Here is a 21071-nt window from a genome sequence, read left to right on the forward strand (position 1 = left end):
AAGGCTCCGTTGTAGTGCACAGCCGATATGCAATTACGATAGTCCTATATATGAATAGGTGTTCTGATCAACAAAGAGCTAAGAGAATAAAAAAAGAGTACCAAGAAAACTTGATACTCTTTTTATTTATGTTAGATTTTAGTGCGCAAATTACTTGCCACCCTCCATCTTCTTCTTCAAGTCAGCGAGAACACCGAGGTCACCGAGAGATGTACCAGCAGCAACGTTGTTGATAGCAGCTGCATCATTCTTTGGCTTGCTCTGAGCTGCTGGACGCTGGCGACGTGGCTCTTCCTTAACCTCCTCGAATGTACGAGAGTGAGAAAGGATGATACGCTTAGTGTCCTTAACGAACTCAATTACCATGAATGGGAGAACCTCACCAAGCTGTGCCTGTGTGCCGTCCTGCTTAACAAGGTGCTTTGGAGTAGCGAAGCCCTCACCACCCTCGCTGAGCGTGATAACAGCACCCTTGTCCATAGACTCGGTAATCTTACCCTCGTGGATTGAACCTGGAGTGTAGATTGCCTCGTACTCATCCCAAGGATTAGACTCGAGCTGCTTGTGACCGAGGCTCAAGCGACGATTCTCCTTGTCGATTTCGAGAACTACAACCTCAATCTCTGCACCCTGTGAAGTGAACTCAGATGGATGCTTAACCTTCTTGGTCCAAGAGAGGTCGCTGATGTGGATAAGACCGTCAACACCCTCCTCGAGCTCTACGAAGATACCGAAGTTAGTGAAGTTGCGAACCTTTGCAGTGTGCTTAGAGCCTACTGGATACTTAACCTCAATAGCCTCCCATGGGTCTTCCTTGAGCTGCTTGATACCGAGAGACATCTTACGTTCGTCGCGGTCGAGTGTGAGGATAACTGCCTCAACCTCGTCACCAACCTTCATGAACTCCTGTGCAGAACGCAAGTGCTGGCTCCAGCTCATCTCTGAAACGTGGATCAAGCCCTCTACGCCTGGCTGAATCTCTACGAATGCACCGTAGTCAGCCATAACAACTACCTTACCCTTAACGTGGTCACCAACCTTGAGGTTAGGATCCAAAGAATCCCAAGGGTGCTGAGTGAGCTGCTTGAGACCGAGAGCGATACGCTTCTTCTCCTCATCGAAGTCGAGGATAACAACGTTGATCTTCTGGTCGAGAGTAACAACCTCGTGTGGATCGCTTACGCGGCCCCAAGAGAGGTCAGTGATATGTACGAGTCCGTCAACACCACCGAGGTCAACGAATACACCGTAAGATGTGATGTTCTTAACAGTACCCTCGAGGATCTGACCCTTCTCAAGGTGAGAGATAATCTCCTTACGCTGTGCCTCGAGCTCAGCCTCGATGAGTGCCTTGTGTGAAACGACTACGTTACGGAACTCCTGGTTAATCTTAACAACCTTGAACTCCATTGTCTTACCAACGAATACGTCGTAGTCGCGTATAGGATGAACGTCAATCTGGCTGCCAGGAAGGAATGCCTCGATACCGAATACGTCAACAATCATACCACCCTTAGTGCGGCTCTTGATGTAACCCTGGATAACCTCGTCGTTCTCCAGTGCCTTGTTGATATTCTCCCAACTCTTCTGGAGGCGAGCCTTCTTGTGAGAAAGAACGAGCTGACCACGCTTGTCCTCCTGGTTCTCAACATAAACCTCTACCTTGTCACCAGCCTTGAGCTCTGGGTTGTAACGGAATTCAGAAGCAGGGATGATACCATCGCTCTTGTAGCCGATGTTAACAACTACTTCCTTCTTGTCAACTGAAATAACAGTACCTTCAACTACCTGGTGCTCCTGGATCTTGTTAAGAGTTTCGTCATAAGCCTTAGTAAGATCGTTCTTACTTGCCTCAGCGTGTGCGCCGTTCTCGAACTCATCCCAGTTGAAGTCAGCTAAAGGCTGTACATTCTGGACGTCTTTGAAATTTGTCATAAAGTGTTTAAAAAATAATTTAATTAATAAAGTTTGACTTTATATTATCTGTAATATGGGCATAGTTCGCCCAAATCGGTTGCAAAGTTACGAATAATATTCTGTATATTAGTGCTTTTGCTTCTGTTTTTTTGTTTTTTTCTTTCTACTTCCGAAAATGTCACTCACTTTGTTGAAGTCTTTCTTTAGAATCAGACCTATACCCTGCGTTGTCAGTGAGTTACGTGTGAAGTAGCGGTCGTTGGTCTGGTTATAGACACGGAAGGCTACGTTGCCGCTTGGGAAGAGGAGGTAACGGATATCGAAGTCGCCTATGAACGATGACTTGTCCTTGGCTACATTGTCTCGATAACCAAACTGTCCGTTGAAGAGCAGACGGTTGTTAAGCATACTTCCTGAGAGCATTCCTTCGTATTCGGCATTGTCGAAACCTTCATTACCTGTGGCAATGTTGGCACCGAAGTTCCAGTTGTTATCTTTCACAACGTTGGACAATACGGTGTTTATTTGCTGTGAAATCGTACCTGAGAGCAGACTCTGCATAGCAAGTGATGCACGACTTGGCGATTCACTGTTTCGTGCCGTATTGTTATTGTTGCTCTGTGGATAGAAACGTCCAACAGCTAAAAGGTAAAGTACTTGCTGGTTAAGCTCTTGCTCAGAGTTGAGGATAGAGCGTATCATCTGTTGTGCGTCTGGTGAGAGCGTTGGGAGGTCGAGACCGAAAGAAACGGTCGGTGCTCCTGGGGTTCCTTCAATATTCAGCAGACAGTTTACCTTTGTGTTGTTGGCAGTGAAGGATCTACCCAATCCGAGGTCGCCCAAAGGAACAGAGTTGATGATATAACTGGCTTTCAGATTCAATGCGGCGTTGAAGGGGTCGCCACCGAAGGCAATCGTTGAGCCAGGCTGGAAGATAAATTGTTTCTTGATAATATTCTGAATAGTGAGGTTGTATTGTCCGTAGCCCACGTTGTAGTTTCCAAAGAGATGGAAGGCTCCCTTATTATAATAGGTGGCACGAATCATGCCCGAACCATTCAGTCGGATATTGTCGCCAGTGGCATCATCAAGCAATACTCCAAGCGTAAGATTTGGATTTGTACGTACGAGGAAGTTAATGTGTAGGTCGCTTGGTATGTCACTGAACTTCACTGCGTTTGAAACTTTCTTAGGGGCAGGTCTTGCTGCGAAACTGAGCGTGTCGGCTGCTTCAGGAATCAATACTCCAGTACTGTCCTTTGGTATGTTAATCCAACGGATAAAGTTGTTTGTACCTGCATCATTGGTAGAAGTAGCATCGTATGTTATATAGGTGTTCTTTTCAGGTTCCATCTCTATGTTCATTGTTGTTGAACCCGGTTCACCTTTTATATTACATTTACCAGTTCCATATACTACACCCCAGAACGAGTCCTTACCTTGTTTCTTAGGGAAGTTATAAGCTAAGAGGTTTCGTGCGAGGATGTTGATGTCGTAAGTAAGGTGGCTAAGATTCTTATGATGTAGTCCACCTGTAACGATACCGATATGTCCTTGTGGGTCAGTGATGGTGTCGTTAGCAAAGATAATTTCGTTAGGGATGATTTGAACACGTGCATCACGCATTTTATAGGTAACACCTATTGGCTTTACATATACGCTTCCGTTCACCTGCATGTCACCTTCAAGATTGATAGCGCTAAGTGGTCCGACAACCTTACACCAGCCATTTCCTTGTACTTGAATCTTGTCCATAAAGGATCCACAGAAGCTCTTGAGGAAGTAGAGATGGGTGTTATTGGCAAAGATAGGGAGGTTGATGTAGCTTTTCTTTATGTCTACATAGCCGTTGATATCTGTGCGAGAACCTTCTCCAGCATCAGCGTAAGCATCGATATTAATCTTACCTTCCTTATCATTGTAGTTTGCTTCCGCATAGAGGGTACCCATATCACCCTCTTCAAATTGGAAGTCTTGTACCTCAAGCTTCGCTTGTAGCTGTGGATGATGGAAGAACGATTTGACAGATGCGGTACCAGAAGCCGTTCCTCCAAACTTAACACTGTGGAAGTTGACAAGGTTAAGAATATATGGAACGTTGATATCCTTGAATCTTACAAGGATAGAATCGCTTTGATTTCCAGACGTCTGACCGTTAGCAATGATATGCTGGTCGTGGTTAGAAAGCTCAAAGTGGTCGATGCTGAGATTGTTCCGATGATAAGAGATATCAGAAGGCTGCACTTGCAACGCAATGGAATCAAAGTTGATTTCTGATGGGTTGAGATGCAAGTGAGTCTCTAAGTCACCATGACGGCGTGAGAACGAAGCAATACTATTGACGTTTCCAAATACAGGAGAGGTGCCCGGTATGCGGAAGGAAATATCAGAACTTATGGCGTTGTCAGCAATAAGTCCTTGTGCATTGATAATTACATGAGGTCCCTTCTCTCCCTTTCGTTCGGCAGAAATATGGGTCTGTAAACCTTGTGGCTCACTCTTGAGATTCAGTACGAGGTTCTTAATCTGCTGTCCTGAATAGGTCACGTCGGGTGCATTGATGTGCAAGTCGATTTCGTTCTGACGTTCATTGACAAGTCCTGCAAGTCTGATGGCGTGTGAAGACACGATGTCAGTCTTCAGCAAACTATTGATGAACTTTGTGTCATGTAGACGTAAAGTGAAAGAGTAGTTTGCCTTTCCTGTAGCTGTATTATAGTGTGGGTTAGGCTGGAAGATACTTGGTATATAATGTCTTAAGACACGTCTTATCGTTTGTGGGAGTTGGTCATATTCGTATTGTCCTACGAGGTGTATTTCTCCAAAGTCTGTCTTTGCATCAAGTGACTTACCTAAGAGTCCGTTGTTTGTTTGGATACTTAGCTGGTTAAGTGTGATTTTCTGACCTTCTCCAGTCATAGCAAAATTACTGATATCAAGGTTTCCTATGACATCATTCAAACTTGCTCCCTGTCCTTTTATCTTAGAAGTAAAGGAGATAGTCCTATTACCCAAAGCTTCTGTTAGCTGAAGTTTCTGCAAGTTGACGGCATCGGCAGTGATAGAGATGTCGGTAGACAGTTTCCCCTTGTGTTGTATGAAAGCCATAACGTTGGCAGCATTTCCGTCAATGTTCAACTTTCCGTTAGGGTCGTTTATCGCTGCTTTACCTATGAAAATATCATTTTTATAAGTTCCGTCAAGGTGTATGTTCTTATAGGTATAACCTTTATAATAGAAGGAAGAAACGTCACCCTTTGCAACAATATAAGATAAATCAGTATTTCCTTCTACCTTAATATTAGTGCTTAACTTACCAAAGTCTTTATTGTCAAGTACTTTCGCAAGATTTAAATCGGTAGTGTTGACGGTTCCTTGGATATTCTTTCCGTGAATAACAGTAGCCAATTGAACGTTACCAGCATCTGTGTTCAGCTGTCCCTTTGCGGTATATTTTCCAGCGTTATGGGCAAAGGTACCATTATAGTAGATATTGCCAATGTTGCTCAATGGTTTAGGGAGAGGCTTATGAGTAACTTTGCTGATGGATTGAAAGGTGTTTTTGCTAACCTTCAGTGGGCTGAAAGTGAAGTCCCAAATAGGCTTCTTTTGGATGTTTTTCACCCATCCTTTTGCTTTTATTTGGGTTGAAAGAGTTTGATCTGAAACGTTAAGTTGTTTTATTAATACCGACTGGTTTGTACCCTCTGCATTAATTGTAGCAGTGTAGCTGTTTGTCAGTGACTTTAATTCGGGTAGGATAGGGGAGAAATCGGAAGGCTTTACTGTGGCTTTGAAGTCCTTGATGGTGTAACGAAAAGTGTTGAAATCCAACTTCTTGTTATTGAACTTGTAGGTTGTAAGTAACTCTTTTAAAGCTATCTTGCTGTTAGTACCATCGAAGATAAAGTCACGCAATGTAGCTTGCTGCTGATCGGCTTTTAAGTCAAAAGCCAACTGCTTCACCTCTAAGCCTGTTGCTTCCTTGAAAGACAATGTTCTGAGGTCAGCCCATACACTCGTATCATCCAACTTGTGAAGGATGATGTAAGACGAGATGTTATGGAGGTTGATATGATCTAAATTCAGTCGGTTAGGTGTGGTAGGGGCATCCATACAATCGTATTTGATGCTACCATGTCGAATAACAAGACTATTGATAGACAAGTGCAACGGAGTGTGACTTGTGGTGTCTTTAGATGCTAATGAGTCCAACGCAAATTGGAAATTTGGTTTGGCATCCTTACTTGTTTTGTACAGTTCTGCTCGTAAACCAAATATCTGTGCAGAGGAGATATTGATTTCTCCTGTACGTAGGAGGTGCCAGATGTCGACCCTTGCTCCAACACGTGATGCCGATAACATCTTCTTGTGACTTTGGTCATAGATGAGAATGTCGTCTAATACAAAGCGGTTGATAAAGCCTAAGTCAATGCGTCCTACGCGCACTTCTGTACCTAATTTGTTACCTGCTATGTCGCCTACTTTTTGAGCAAGAAATCCCTGTACTACTGGTATGTGCAGCAGTACGATTGTGGTTATGTAAAGACCTACTATGGTCCATATAACCCATCGTATAAATGTCCTAAGTTTCTTCAATGCGTCTACAAAACTACAAAAAAACCATTTTATACTGAAATTATTATATCTAAATGTGCCAAATCTGCTTAAAATTTGCTACATTTGCAGAAAATAAGCTATGCTTGGCAAATAGTAAGTAACCTTTCTTTGCTCTCGCTTGCATTATTTTTGCAGAAAATAAGCTACGCTTGGCAAATAGAAAGTAACCTTTCTTTGCTCTCGCTTGCATTATTTTTGCAGAAAATAAGCTACGTTCAGCACAGCAAAGGATGGTTTACTTTATGTTTTGTACTGCTTATTCAGGACGGAAGAGATTAGAATGAAATAATATAAAAATCGCTTTATCATTGTTATGGCAAATGTAATTAAGTTACGAAAGGGCTTAGACATTAACCTTACAGGACGCGCGCAGGAGCAGATGTTGCCTGTGAAATCACCTACGGAATACGCTTTGGTTCCAGATGATTTCCCAGGATTGACGCCTAAGGTGACCGTTCGTGAAGGTGATCATGTCCGAGCTGGTGACCCATTGTTTGTTGACAAGGGGTGCACTGAAGTTAGCTTCGCTTCTCCGGTGAGTGGTACAGTCACAGCTGTTGAGCGCGGAGAAAGACGTAAGGTGTTGCGTGTGAAGATTGCTGCCGATGCGCAGCAGGAGTATGCTGACTTCGGCGTGAAGGACGTGGCGGGCTTATCCGCTGATGATGTCAAGGCTTCATTGCTGCAGGCAGGATTGTTTGGTTATATCAACCAGCTACCTTATGCTGTTGCTACACGTCCAGACACAGAACCAAAGGCAATTTTCGTGTCTGCACTTCGTGATAAACCTTTGCAGGGTGACTTCGAGTTTGAGTTGAATGGTCAGGAGAAAGACTTCCAGACAGGTTTGACAGCTCTCGCTAAGATTGCAAAGGTTTATTTGGGTATTGGTGCTAAGCAGTCGGCTTCGGCGTTGACTGGTGCAAAGGATGTTGAGGTAACTGTTTTCGATGGCCCTTGTCCTGCTGGTAATGTTGGTGTACAAGTAAATCACATCGACCCAGTTAATAAGGGCGAAGTTGTATGGACTGTTGAGCCAACAGCAGTTATCTTCTTCGGTCGTTTGTTCAACACTGGTAAGGTAAACCTCACTCGTCGTGTTGCCATTGCTGGTAGTATGGTAAAGCAGACTGGTTATGTTGATGCCCTTGTAGGTACTCCATTGAAGCAGATTCTTGCAGACAACGTTGCTGACGGTTGTCATGTTCGTGTTCTCAATGGTAATCCTCTCACTGGTGTTATTGCTAACGATGAGGCTGTGCTTGGTGCACATACTTCTGAGGTAACATTGATTCCAGAGGGTGATGACGTAAACGAAATCTTCGGTTGGATGCTTCCTCGTTTCAATGACTTCTCTACTTCTCGCAGCTACTTCACTTGGTTGCAGGGCAAGAAGGCGTACAATCTTGATGCACGTCTCAAAGGTGGAGAGCGTCACATGATTATGAGTGGCGAGTACGACAGAGTGTTACCAATGGATATCTATAGTGAGTACCTCATCAAGTCAATTATCTCTGGTAATATTGACAGCCAAGAGCAGTTGGGTATTTATGAGGTAAGTCCAGAAGACTTTGCACTCGCTGAGTTCGTTGACAGTTCCAAGTTACCTTTGCAGAAGATTGTGCGTGAGGGCTTGGATATCCTTAGAAAAGAGAATGCATAGGGGTCTTATGAGCCCACAATAACTTTAACTATAGTTTCAGATTAAGTTTCTCAGGGTTTTATCAATCTATGGTAATGATTCAAGAAACAGAAACTTTGGACTTTAAGAACCCTATAATAAAAGTAATATGAGTTTAAGAAATTATCTCGATAAGATACGCCCGAGCTTTGAAAAGGGCGGAAAGCTTCACGCTTTCAAGAGTGTCTACGATGGTTTCGAGACGTTCCTTTATGTTCCTAACGAGACATCAAAGAGCGGAACTTCTATCCATGACGCTATTGACTCGAAGCGAATTATGAGTTTAGTAGTACTCTCAGTGGTACCTGCTATGCTCTTCGGTATGTACAATATCGGTTATCAGAACGCATTGGCAGCTGGTAAGTTGGCTGATGCTACCTGCTGGGGAATGTTCCTCTATGGTATGCTTGCCCTATTGCCAAATATCCTTGTGTCTTACATTGTCGGTCTGGGTATTGAGTTTGCTTGGGCACAGTGGAAGGGTGAGGAGATTCAGGAAGGTTACCTTGTGTCAGGTATTCTGATTCCGTTGATTATTCCTGTGACTACACCACTTTGGATACTCGCGCTTGCTGTTGCCTTTGCGGTCATCTTTACGAAGGAGATCTTCGGTGGTACTGGTATGAATATCTTCAACGTTGCCTTGGCTGCACGTGCCTTCCTCTTCTTCTCTTATCCGAGCAAGATGACAGGTGATAGCATCTGGGTGGCACAGAATTCTATTTTCGGTTTCGGCTATACCTTGCCAGACGGTTTCACAATGGCAACCCCATTGGGTGAGATTGCGCAGGGAACAGCTGTGAACACTTCTGTATGTGATATGATTATTGGTCTTATCCCAGGTTCTGTTGGTGAAACATCAGTAATCGCTATCGCCATTGGTGCGGTTATCCTTCTTTGGACAAACATCGCCAGCTGGAAGACAATGTTGAGCGTATTCCTTGGTGGTACCGTGATGGGACTTCTCTTCCAGTCAACTGGTGCAACACCAATTCAGTGGTATGAGCACCTTATTTTGGGTGGTTTCTGCTTTGGTGCAGTCTTTATGGCAACCGATCCAGTAACATCAGCACGTACAGAAAGAGGTAAGTGGGTATATGGATTCTTCATCGGAGCGATGGCTATCATCATCCGTGTGTTGAACCCAGGTTATCCAGAGGGTATGATGCTTGCCATCCTCTTTGGTAATATGTTCGCCCCACTTATCGACTACTGTGTAGTTCAGTCAAACATCAGCAAGCGCGCTAAGCGTGCTAAATAAATAAGGAGGACGAAGAAATGAAAACAAATAGTAATTCTTATACAATTATCTATTCTGGCATCCTCGTGCTGATTGTAGCCTTTTTGCTTGCATTCGTTTTCCAAGCATTGAAGCCAATGCAGGATGCTAATGTACAGCTTGATCAGCAGAAGCAGATTCTCTTTGCACTCAATCAGGATCGTGATATGAGCAATGAGGAGGCTGTTAAGCTTTGGAAGCAGATTATCGTTGCAGATGATATTATCAATGTAGACGGTCAGGTCGTTGAGGCTGGAAAGCAGGGTGGCGTTGATGCTGGCTTTAAGTTGAATAGTAAGGATGCCAAGGAAGGCAAACTTGCATTGTTCCGTTGCAAGGTGAACGGTGAGGATAAGTATGTTATCCCTGTTTATGGTAACGGTCTTTGGGGTCCTATTAATGGTTTCATTGCTATCAATGGTGATAAGCGAACTGTGTTCGGTGCTTACTTCAACCATGAGAGTGAGACTGCTGGTCTCGGTGCAGAAATCAAGGACAATAAGGCTTGGCAGGATTTATTCAAGGGTAAGCACCTCTTTGCTGGTGACAATACTCAGAAGATTGCACTTGCTGTAGAGAAGAAGGTTGAAGACCCATCTACACAGGTGGATGGTGTTACTGGTGCAACACTTACCAGTAATGGTGTAACTGAGATGTTCCAGGCAGAGAAAGGCGGACTTCAACCTTACGTTAAATTCCTGAACAGCAAATAACATTCTAATCTTTTAGAACAATAAGAATATGGATTTATTCTCAAAACAAAATAGAGAGGTATTCAGTAATCCGCTGAACTTGGACAACCCAATTTTGGTTCAGGTCCTCGGTATCTGTTCTGCCCTTGCCGTAACTTCACAGTTGAAGCCGGCGATTGTTATGGGACTTGCCGTTACCATTATTACGGCATTCTCTAATGTTATTATTTCACTTATTCGTAACACAATCCCTAACCGTATTCGTATTATCGTGCAGTTGGTGGTTGTTGCAGCTCTGGTAACTATTGTTAGTCAGGTTCTTAAGGCTGTAGCATACGATGTAAGTGTTGAACTTTCTGTCTATGTCGGACTGATTATTACCAACTGTATCCTTATGGGACGTCTTGAGGCATTCGCTATGACCAATAAGCCTTGGCCAAGTTTCCTCGATGGTGTTGGTAACGGACTGGGCTATGCTTTGATTCTCGTTGTTGTAGGTGCTATTCGTGAGTTCTTCGGTCGTGGCTCATTGCTCGGTTTCAAGATTCTCCCACAAAGCCTCTATGATGCAGGTTATATGGACAACGGAATGATGTCAATGCCAGCAATGGCACTCATCCTTTTAGGTTGTGTTATTTGGGTTCATCGTGCATATTTCTATAAAGAAGACAAGAAGTAATTATGGAACATCTTATTAGTTTATTCTTCCGGTCCATCTTTGTGGACAATATGATATTTGCGTTCTTCCTCGGTATGTGTTCATACCTTGCGGTATCTAAGAGCGTGAAGACTTCATTGGGTCTTGGTATTGCCGTAACATTCGTGTTGCTCGTTACTACACCAATCAACTATCTTTTGCTGACTAAGGTTCTTGGACCAGACTGTCTTGCAGAAGGTGTTGACCTTACTTATCTTAGTTTCATTCTCTTTATCGCTGTCATTGCTGGTATCGTACAGATTGTGGAGATGGCAGTAGAGAAGTTCTCACCTTCACTTTATGGTGCGTTGGGTATCTTCCTTCCACTGATTGCCGTTAACTGTGCTATCATGGGTGCTTCACTCTTTATGCAGCAGCGTATCGGTCTTGACCCAGCAAGCACACAGTATATTGGTACTGTATGGGACGCACTTGTCTATGGTATAGGTTCTGGTCTTGGCTGGACATTGGCTATCGTGGCAATGGGTGCTATTCGTGAGAAGATGGAATATTCTGATGTACCAAAGCCTTTGCAGGGTCTTGGCATCACATTTATTACAGTAGGACTGATGGCAATGGCAATGATGTGCTTCTCAGGTCTTAAAATCTAAGTAAACAATGGGACAATTCATAACAATAAGTATTGTGGTATTCCTTATCACCATCCTTGTGTTGGTGATTCTCCTGCTTGTGTCTAAGAAGTATCTCAGTCCAAGCGGAAAGGTAAAGATAACAATTAACGGTGATAAGGAGATGACCGTTGATCAGGGTAGCTCAGTATTGTCTACGCTGAATGAGAACGGTGTGTTCCTCCCTTCTGCTTGTGGTGGTAAGGGTAGCTGCGGCCAGTGCAAGTTGCAGGTAGTAGAAGGTGGCGGTGAGATCCTCGATTCTGAGCGTCCTCACTTCAGCCGTAAGGATGTTAAAGATCATTGGCGTCTCGGATGTCAGTGTAAGGTGAAGGGTGATATGTCACTTAAGGTTCCTGAGTCTGTCATGGGCGTTAAGGAGTGGGAGTGTACTGTTATCTCTAACAAGAACGTTTCCAGTTTTATCAAGGAGTTCAAGGTTGCCTTGCCTCCAGGTGAGCACATGGACTTCGTTCCTGGTTCTTACGCACAGATCTCAATCCCTGCTTACGACTGCATCGACTATGATAAGGACTTCGATAAGAATGATATTGGTGAGGACTACCTCGGTCCTTGGAAGCAGTTCAATCTCCTTTCTCTGAAGGGAAAGAACCCAGAGGCTACTGTTCGTGCTTACTCTATGGCGAACTATCCTGCTGAGGGTGATATCATTACATTGACAGTTCGTATTGCAACACCTCCATTCTTGCCACGTCCACAGGTTGGTTTCCAGAACGTACCAACTGGTATTGGCTCTACTTACATCTTCTCTCTTAAGGAGGGTGATAAGGTGATGATGAGTGGACCTTATGGTGACTTCCATCCTAACTTCACTTCTGGTAAGGAGATGATTTGGATTGGTGGTGGTGCTGGTATGGCTCCTTTGCGTGCGCAGATTATGCACATGACAAAGACTCTCCATACTCGCGATCGTGAGATGCATTTCTTCTATGGTGCGCGTTCACTCAATGAGGCGTTCTTCCTTGAGGACTTCTGGGCATTGGAGAAGGAATATCCTAACTTCCACTTCCACCTCTCTCTCGACCAACAGGATCCAAAGGCTGATGAGGCTGGCGTGAAGTACTACACTGGTTTTGCTGTTAACTGTATTCGTGATGAGTATCTTAAGAATCATGAGGCACCAGAAGATTGTGAGTATTATCTCTGTGGACCTCCAATGCTCATCAAGACCGTTACTGATTATCTTGATAGCATCGGTGTTGATCAGGATGCAATCATGTACGATAACTTTGGATAATTCAATATCCTACTTACATAAAGCGAGGAACCTCATCTGGCTCCTCGCTTTTTTTAGTATTGTGTAAATGGGGAAAGTAAAAAGGACTTTTGGAAAGTGAAAGAGTCTGCATACAGGCAAACAATATCTTATGAACGTGTTATTCACTTTCTACAAAAGTATTACTTCCTGTGTCTACGAATGATATCCTTCCTCCTTTAGCACACATGCAGAATGATTGTTCCGTCAGTTTTTTCTTCCCATTGATGCTGTCTTTCAGTGTTGTTTGTTGCCACCCTTGTGGTTGGGGAATACAAGGAGGATTCGGGGAACAACATTTGCAAATACTGAAACTTGGAATATTCACCATCCCTTCTTTATCAGCTTCTGTACCAACAAGAGCATCAGCTATCCTACGGAATGTTTGACTCGTCACTGTTAGCTTGGAATTCTTTACACCAAGAGTACAATGCAGAGTTGCTCCGTGAGTTATAATTTTAGACATAAATTCCTTTTTAGTTTATTCAACCCTTTTATTCTATGGCTTGCAATATCTCTTTGCTGAGTAGTTCTCCATTCTTGGCATTCCATGTATAAGTTAAATCACCGCCTCCATTCGTTATAGTAATCGTCCAAAGTACAGAGCCTTTTTCAAATATAGCGTTGGCATCACTTATTTTGCCGAAGCTTATGCTAATGCCAGGCTCGTCTCCCTTTTTCACGAACTTCTCCTGACCCTTTCCAGTTTTCCTGTCTATATAGCCCTCATGCTCAAGCCAGCGCAGGATATTTATAGGTTTCAGGCGCAGCTTCTCAAATTTCTTGTCCTCATCGGTTTCTTTTATAAGGTTGCCCTGATTGTCATACTCGCACCAAATGCCAATTTTGACACTTGAATGACAAAGCAATTTCCCTTTGGATTTGAGAATACAATTTTTATAATAGTTCTTGACTATCATCTCATAAGTAAATGGCTTAATTTCTTGTAAGACATATCCATCCTCGTTAAATGACACATAGATCTCAGTACCATTCCTCTCAACATATTGAGCAGATGTGGCATTCTCATAGGTATTTTGCTCTTTGATTATATTTTTATAATATTGTACATCGAATCTTTCAGTTGTCTTCATTGTTGTTGCCTCCTTGTCTTTTTGTGCATTGCAGCAAGTACAACACAGCGCAGTTGTTAATATTAGAATGAGATGTTTCATATCTTTTATTCGATTTTTTTGTTTAATATTCCCCATTGCCAGTAAAACAAGCTTGTACGCTCAATTGGATTGGGTAAATGGTGACTGTAATCCATAATATTATCTGTTGTGTGATATTTGTAGGCAAATGGAACTCCTTGATAGTCGAACGAATGGGGCAACCCCATTGCATGCAGCATCTCGTGGGGTACCGTGGCAGAGTTATACCCATCGAAGAACACCCCATACTTGGAGTTTGAGTAGGCATATCCATTTAAACGTCCCCCATCAGTAAAGCACTTATCACCAAAAAAGAATACAGTATAGTAACCTTTATAAGTTGTTTTGAAAGCAGCTACCATTTTTTTCATTAGATATTCTTGAAGCAACTGATCCTTACTTTCATCTATACCATATTCTATACCTTTTAAATATCTAAAATTTTCGGCGAATACCTTCTCCGTACATTCAATTTCTACCTCTTTAATATCTACATTTACAAGGGCTTGATGTAGGACATTGAGGAACAAAGTTATGGATTCAGGAATTACTGTGCCTGTTTTTTCTTTTTGTCCGTCCAACTTTGTTTTCACCTTTACAAATACTACATTTATATTTCTTTGGTGTTTCTTGCTATTAGGCAGAATAAACAACGTTCCTACAGTATCTCCATCGTCAGTAACTGCAGTGAGCGTTCGCTTTTCTTTCAACTCACCTGTACAAGATATTGTGAGGGTAACCATTCCTGTACGTACGGAGAGATTCGTATGGCTTAGTTTCAGACCATCCGCCTTGTCAAACTGGAGTTTGATATTCTTTGGCTTGTTTTCCTCCCCGTCAAGTTCAATCTCGGCAACGAGATTGACTTCCGTGTCAGGCATCATTGTCATACGAGGAATATAGTAGGTGAAATCCTCGAGGGGTGACACTCCGATTCTTGCCTTTGCTAACTTGAAGCCTATATTGAAATACTCGAAACTGTTCCTCTTTTTGTCGACCTGCGTAGGTAACATCTCAAAAGGAGACTTGTATGCAGCATTGCCATCTGTGCATGTGACTTTATTTCCGTTTTTGTCTGTTTCATAGTGGTGTCCTATGGTATCGACAAACTTATAGTCTCCTTTCGGCATATCCTCTTGCTTTCCCAGATGGAACCAGTCAAAGCCGTACTCGCCATTATAGTTTTCGGAACGCTTGAAATACACAACACATCGTTTGGCTTTTTCCTCTACAACTTTCTGATAAGAGAACGCCTGATTAAACTCGTTCGCCCCCTGCTCACCCCTCATCTCTATTATACCCTGCGAGTTAACAATGGCTTTCTCTGCACTATGTATAAATAATCTTTGCTCGCCAACAACATTCGTTTCTGGAGCCTCAATCTTTATTTGATTCTGCGAGTTGAGCAATGCCTTTCCTGCCTGTGTGTGGAAGAAGTCTGCAACAAGCTGCTGCATGAACGGTGTGTTTACCAATATCTTCTGCATTACATTGGTCAGCAACATGTTACCAATGTTCGTTGTTTGTGAGTTTCCAACATTAACTTGTAGGTCTTGACCTACCATTAAGGACATATCATTACCAGCATGGAGCTGTATGTTCTTAGGGGCATTAAGCAAGATGTTTCCATTTCCATCCAAATGAATGGAACTACCGCCTGCATCTTTTATCTCAAGAGACTTATTATCATCATTTAGGATAACGGAAATACCACTACGTGTCTTAAGACTTTTAATACTATTATTTGAACCTCCACCGCTACCAGTAACCCCATTAAACAAACTGCCTAAGATGTATGGTCTTGCTGGGTCTCCATGGCGGAAACCGAGGAGGACTTGGTCGCCCACTTCTGGGATGAATACAAAACCACGGTTGCTCTTTACATCGTCACTGCTACCGCCATCTGGTGTCATCACACGCACCCAACCGGTCTGCATACCATTCGTTTGCCAGTTCATACGTACACGCACACGGCCCTTGTCCTGTGGGTCAGCATTACTGAGCACAGTTGCCATCTGTGTCTCTGCTAATGGCATACGATGTCTATTGGTATAAAGATAATTACAATGCATCATAAAGGTTGAAAGTGAGTATTTTTACTCACTCTCTACAAACGTATTACTTCCTGTATCAACAAAAGATATTCTTCCGCCTTTAGCACACATACAGAATGACTGCTCCGTCAGCTTTTTCATCCCATTGATGTTATCCAGCCGTGTTGTTTGTTGCCACCCTTGTGGCTGGGGAATACAAGGAGGATAGGGAGAACTGCATTTGCAAACTCCAAATGATGGAATATTCTTGAGTCCTTGGTTGTCTTCTTCTGTTCCTATAAACTTGTTGGATATGTTTGCAAAAGATTGACTGTCAACTATTAAAACACTCTTTGTATTACCTAATGTGCATGACATCAAAGCTCCGTCAGTTACTACTTTTAGCATTGTTTATAGAGTCTATTATTGGTGTGTTGACATTGATGAGGATTTCTTGAAATCGTGATACATTTCCTCTATACTTTTCTTATTAGCAGGAGAATCTTCATCCCGACTTATTTCAACATTCTTCTGGATATATAATGTTTCTCCTGTAATCCCATTAATAAGATAAATGTCATTTCTATTATCTTTCCGACGAGCAGAGATTATATAAATGGGTCTTTTTATATACTTTTGTTCTTCATAACGTCTCATACTAAACACTTGTTTCATATCCATGAGATTAATGCCATACTGTTGTAACATCTTCTTTTTTAATGCATCTATATTAAACTTATAGAGCAAATCATAATCTATACATTTTATTTCATTTCCATGACCATCAAATTGATAGCCTTTCCCAATAGGCATTTTGTGAAAATATGCACAATACGCAGTTATATACCCTTCTGTGTTATATATATATATATACTCGTATGGAGAGTCTCTATATGTATGAGATTCTCGAAAACCCGAAAATGAGTTATTTACATATTCATCATTTAACTCTATAAGCTCACCTGATTGCCCTTCTTTGTATATATGATATGCAGTCGGATTATTGCTTACTAATCTCTTATATTCTTCAATATCAAATCTTTTATATCTTAACATTTTCTTATCAATTTTGTGATTCTTCTCTAAATTATGTTGTCCAGCACAAGTTATCGTAAATAACAATAACAATAAACTTACTGATAATTTACTCATTATTAAATATTTCCTTTTACAAGTTCCCATTGCCATTTCCATGTTGAAATCATATTTTTAGTATTATAACTCATTACGTTGTCCGTTTTATATTTCACATAAATGTACTTTCTACTCTTTTCTGATATTGGACTACCATTTTTGTGCGTATGAGAAAGCCCCAAACCATGTAGTGCTTCATGCGGAAATGTAGCATAATCATTTTCATTTCTATTCTTAAAAAGTATAATATTCTTGAGAAAACTTAAAAAGATATATTTGTTATTTTCTAATTTCCAAACAGCATCCGTATAGCCTAAAGTTCTACTTTGTTCTGTTCCACAATAATGGTCTACAGCAAAGACTGTGAAACAATCTTGATAAGCATGGTTATCAGAAACTTTTAAGAATTTACGCCGTAAATACTTAACTAAATTCTCACTTCCATAAGGGTCATATTTCAACAAAAAGTTTCCATCTTCTGATATATATCTACCTTTCTTTCGGATAGTTTCAACTTTAAAGTTACTATCAGAAGTTAAATCTAATTCTATATTCATTTTTCTACCACTATTAGGATTAATAATATCTTTTCCATCTGGTCCCTTTTTCACACGTAGAATATCACATTCTATAAGTGATTGATGCATAATTTTATGTAATAAGATTATCTCATTTTCATCAAAGTTTCCTACTCTTGGAATTATATCTGTTGATAAAGGTTGTGTCTTTACTTGTACTAAAACAATATTTTGTCTTTTTCTTTCTTCCTTTCCGTTTGGCAATACCTTAATTTTTCCTGCCAGTGTTCTCATAGATTCACGTTCAGCTTCTGTTTTTCCTGCTGCTTCTTTCGGATAGGCATAAACAAATATTTCTCCTTCACAGGCTTTGATTATTTCTTTTTTACAAGTAATCTTAACCGTCTTGTTACTGGATTGAACCTTTCCTTCTGGAGTTTTATTCTTATTGGACAACTTTGTATTATCCAAATCAAAGATATCTTTATTATACTTAAATTCCAAACTGTCAAGCTCATCTACTGCAATATCAACTAACACACGTAACTTTGCCTCGTATTTAGGCTTTGCATACTCTTCTACATCTTTGAGTGAATCAACGTAAGGCTTGGGATAAAGTGTTAGATAAGGAACAAAATATTCTTTTGCTCGTTTCTTATTTTTAGCTATATCGGGCATATTAACAACGATTGTTTCATATTCTTTCTTTAGTTTTTGTATGCTTCATTCTTTGTTAAATCAGTTTTACCATCATTATAGCCACCTTCTATTATTTTATCATAAGGTTCTTCATTTAAATAGTGTCCCTTTTTCTCCAAGCCATTGTCATCGACTCTCAGCCAGTCGAATCCAAAACTGCCATCATACTCTTCAGTTGTTCGGAACTCAACCATAGCCATTGTAATCGAAGCATGATCTTCTGTTTTTGCTTTATCAGCCTTAGGTAATAATGACAAAGCTCCATCACTTTTCATCTCAAGCGTCCCACGGCTATTTGCAAGAAATTCTTTTTCTGAATGCAGAAACATCTTCTTTTTGCCGATGGCAGTTATATCTTCAGACTGAAGCTTCATATCTTGTCTGGAACTCCACAATGAAGTTCCACTAAACATTTTTTGTGAGAAAGCCACAGTACTACGCATATAACTTGCCATGCTATTAATGATCTTTCCAACATTTATCAACCAATTAGCACCAACATTAGTTATAAGGTTGCCACCAGAACTCATATTGATATTATTACTTGCGGTAATATCAATGTTTGTTGCATTTAGTTGTATGTTATTTGGAGCATTGACCACCATGCTACCTTTACCATCCATATCAACGACATTGCCACTGGCATCCTGAATGTGCAACGACTTACCATTATCATCAAGTTTAATCTGGATACCACTTCTCGTGGTTATACTCTTTATAGCATTACTATTACCACCGCCACCACCTGTAGTTCCATTAAACAGACTACCCATAACGTATGGTCTTGCTGGGTCACCATGGCGGAAGCCGAGGAGGACTTGGTCGCCTACCTCTGGGATGAATACAAAACCACGGTTGCTCTTTACGTCGTCACTGCTACCGCCATCAGGTGTCATCACACGCACCCAACCTGTCTGCATACCATCTGTCTGCCAGTTCATACGTACACGAACACGACCCTTGCCCTGTGGGTCAGCATTGCTAAGCACGGTTGCCATCTGTGTCTCTGCCAATGGCATACGCACCTTTGGACTTGGCAGTGCTTTTATTGTTGCAGGGATAGCCTTGAAGCGGTTCTTGTAGTAGCTGCCTTGACTTACCTCATGGGTTATCTCGATAATGATAAAGTTACCCAAACTCTCTTTTGATATGTTTCCTATACGCTCTAAGAATGAGCTGTAAAGACTTACAACAGAACCTACACGTAGGGTTGGCACCTGACTCTCTGCTGTGATATAATGTGTCTCAGCCGTCTCAGCCGCCTGCTTACGACCCATGTATCCAATGAGTTCTGACTCATCGCTTATACGTGGCAATGCACGCTGTCTTGCTGGCTTGGAGAATAACCCGAGTGATGCACGAAAGGCATCGCCCGATAGTTTATCATGTCCAATAGCTTGGTCTGGTGTCATTCTCTCCATCTCACGGTCCGAACCAGAGTGGTAAGAGAACACCTGCTCTGAACGTGCGAGAGTCTGCAAACCAATATCAAGTGACGATAGCGTCGTTCCGTATTCCAACCTAATTGGATCAGCCAATTTCTTTGGTTTTCCGAAGATTAGTTTAGTTCCATCGTAATACATCCACTCTTGATACTGATGAGCAAGACGACGGACAAAGTCGAAGTCGGACTCTTCATATTGACAGATATAGTCCTTGTTCTCTTTGAATTCTGGATTTAACTCTAATTGCACCTTAGCTTGTTCGCATAGCTTCTTAACCACATCCCCAATGGTTGTGTCATTCCATGAAAAGCAGCTATGTGCAGTCTCCATTCTGTAAGTAGCAGAATAACCAGAAACGATGATACACCCAAAGTCACTTCCCTCTCTGTGTAACTGTATGTTTGTCACCACACCCACGAAAATCGGTGTTCCAGCAGCTTTCACCACGATGCTTTCACCCAGCCACTTTTTACTGTTCTCGCTGATGTTGTGCACATATCTATTGCCACCAGATTCAAGTTCAACCGACATTTGGAATCGGTGATGTTTACCTATATTTTGTTCGATTTGTAGAGAAATAAAAGAAGAAAGAGACTTCTTTCCTACGCTGATAGTAATGGGGTTGAAAGGAATTGACATGGTTGTTAATTTTGAAGTTTAAAAGCTAATTGGCTTATGCGTCATTACATTTAGAATCTTAAAGGAATGCAATCATAGTATGTGGGATTGTTAAGTTCCTCCCTTTAAGTAAAAACAGAAAGGACTATGCTAAGCATAGTTTGCCCTGCATAGTCCTTATGTTTCCTAAGCTTATGTGCGAGGCCAACGGTTGTCGAGCTCTGCATTACCCACTGTGATATTCTCAGCAGAGAAAGTCATAGCGATGGTCATAGGAGCCTCGTTGTTAACGTCGAGTGTCTCCTTGTAGTGAACGATGTATGCATTCTTGAAAGAAATCTCCTTCATCTTAGCATCCTCTTCGCTCTTCTTGTAGATAATCTTACCCTCGACAGGCTTGAACTGGCTGTTAAGCATAGCCTCGATGGTAGAAGTGTCATCAGTAGACTCGATAGTTACGCTGATGCGACCGCCAGAGATGCTTGATGCAGGCTGACCCTTCTTGTCAGTTGTACGGCTGAACTCGTAGTTAGAAAAGAGTACATCATACTCCTTACCACCTAATTCCAAAGTTGCTCTAAATGAACTCATAATTGAAAAGTTTTAAGTTGTTAGAAAAAAAATGATAACTGAGGCACCCTTATCATCTCCTTAACCAGAAAACAAAAAAGAGAAAACC

Annotated in this window: 15 protein-coding genes and 1 pseudogene; 6 read left to right on the forward strand and 10 right to left on the reverse strand. The window is 41.7% G+C overall.

All coding sequences use genetic code 11. The features are described from left to right. Positions 1-150: 150 nt before the first annotated feature. Positions 151-1935, reverse strand: coding sequence for a 30S ribosomal protein S1 (gene rpsA / locus PMEL_RS09970; protein ID WP_120175121.1), 1785 nt, complete (start codon positions 1933-1935; stop codon positions 151-153). A 108-nt stretch (positions 1936-2043) separates the two neighbouring features. Beyond that, positions 2044-6516 carry a translocation/assembly module TamB domain-containing protein gene (locus tag PMEL_RS09975; protein WP_120175122.1) on the reverse strand — a complete coding sequence of 1491 codons (4473 nt, stop codon included), beginning with the start codon at positions 6514-6516 and terminating at the stop codon, positions 2044-2046. Positions 6517-6850: 334 nt separating this feature from the next. On the opposite strand from PMEL_RS09975, the gene PMEL_RS09985 reads away from it, so the two are divergent. The 6 genes from PMEL_RS09985 (at position 6851) to nqrF (ending at position 12773) form a co-directional block, all read left to right on the forward strand. Further along, the gene (locus PMEL_RS09985; RefSeq protein ID WP_120175124.1) at positions 6851-8200 is read left to right on the forward strand and encodes a Na(+)-translocating NADH-quinone reductase subunit A; all 1350 of its coding nucleotides are present in this window, start codon (positions 6851-6853) and stop codon (positions 8198-8200) included. 127 nt (positions 8201-8327) lie between these two features. Continuing rightward, positions 8328-9479, forward strand: a complete 1152-nt coding sequence (locus PMEL_RS09990) for an NADH:ubiquinone reductase (Na(+)-transporting) subunit B (protein WP_120175125.1) — start codon at positions 8328-8330, stop codon at positions 9477-9479. 17 nt (positions 9480-9496) lie between these two features. After that, entirely contained in the window at positions 9497-10210 is a 714-nt protein-coding gene (gene nqrC / locus PMEL_RS09995) for an NADH:ubiquinone reductase (Na(+)-transporting) subunit C (protein WP_120175126.1), read from the forward strand. A 28-nt stretch (positions 10211-10238) separates the two neighbouring features. Beyond that, complete coding sequence (locus tag PMEL_RS10000; RefSeq protein ID WP_120175127.1) at positions 10239-10868, forward strand: NADH:ubiquinone reductase (Na(+)-transporting) subunit D; 630 nt, start codon at positions 10239-10241, stop codon at positions 10866-10868. Between the two features lie 2 nt (positions 10869-10870). Further along, positions 10871-11497 (forward strand): NADH:ubiquinone reductase (Na(+)-transporting) subunit E, encoded by a 627-nt coding sequence (gene nqrE, locus PMEL_RS10005; protein ID WP_120175128.1) that lies wholly within the window; start codon positions 10871-10873, stop codon positions 11495-11497. Positions 11498-11504: 7 nt separating this feature from the next. Continuing rightward, positions 11505-12773 (forward strand): NADH:ubiquinone reductase (Na(+)-transporting) subunit F, encoded by a 1269-nt coding sequence (gene nqrF, locus PMEL_RS10010; protein WP_120175129.1) that lies wholly within the window; start codon positions 11505-11507, stop codon positions 12771-12773. Between the two features lie 139 nt (positions 12774-12912). Here the strand turns inward: nqrF and PMEL_RS10015 are convergent, their stop codons facing one another. The 8 genes and pseudogenes from PMEL_RS10015 to tssD all read right to left on the reverse strand — a co-directional run bounded on the left by PMEL_RS10015 (position 12913) and on the right by tssD (position 20983). Then, positions 12913-13257: a DUF4280 domain-containing protein gene (locus PMEL_RS10015; RefSeq protein WP_120175130.1), complete on the reverse strand. Its 345-nt coding sequence runs from the start codon at positions 13255-13257 to the stop codon at positions 12913-12915. Positions 13258-13285: 28 nt separating this feature from the next. Then, positions 13286-13966, reverse strand: coding sequence for a hypothetical protein (locus PMEL_RS10020; protein ID WP_120175537.1), 681 nt, complete (start codon positions 13964-13966; stop codon positions 13286-13288). Between the two features lie 1520 nt (positions 13967-15486). Continuing rightward, positions 15487-15984, reverse strand: a pseudogene (locus tag PMEL_RS12565) (phage baseplate assembly protein V); the annotation flags it as partial. 57 nt (positions 15985-16041) lie between these two features. Then, positions 16042-16386, reverse strand: a complete 345-nt coding sequence (locus PMEL_RS10030; protein WP_120175131.1) for a DUF4280 domain-containing protein — start codon at positions 16384-16386, stop codon at positions 16042-16044. Between the two features lie 15 nt (positions 16387-16401). After that, positions 16402-17130 carry a hypothetical protein gene (locus PMEL_RS10035; RefSeq protein ID WP_231999420.1) on the reverse strand — a complete coding sequence of 243 codons (729 nt, stop codon included), beginning with the start codon at positions 17128-17130 and terminating at the stop codon, positions 16402-16404. A 2-nt stretch (positions 17131-17132) separates the two neighbouring features. Further along, a complete protein-coding gene (locus PMEL_RS10040; RefSeq protein ID WP_120175132.1) occupies positions 17133-18308 on the reverse strand; it encodes a hypothetical protein in 1176 nt (391 codons plus the stop codon). A 29-nt stretch (positions 18309-18337) separates the two neighbouring features. Continuing rightward, the gene (locus PMEL_RS10045; RefSeq protein WP_231999421.1) at positions 18338-20413 is read right to left on the reverse strand and encodes a type VI secretion system Vgr family protein; all 2076 of its coding nucleotides are present in this window, start codon (positions 20411-20413) and stop codon (positions 18338-18340) included. 171 nt (positions 20414-20584) lie between these two features. Beyond that, positions 20585-20983 (reverse strand): type VI secretion system tube protein TssD, encoded by a 399-nt coding sequence (gene tssD, locus PMEL_RS10050; RefSeq protein ID WP_120173669.1) that lies wholly within the window; start codon positions 20981-20983, stop codon positions 20585-20587. Positions 20984-21071: the final 88 nt, after the last annotated feature.

Origin of the sequence: Prevotella melaninogenica, assembly GCF_003609775.1 — a bacterium.
GTDB lineage: Bacteria > Bacteroidota > Bacteroidia > Bacteroidales > Bacteroidaceae > Prevotella > Prevotella melaninogenica_A.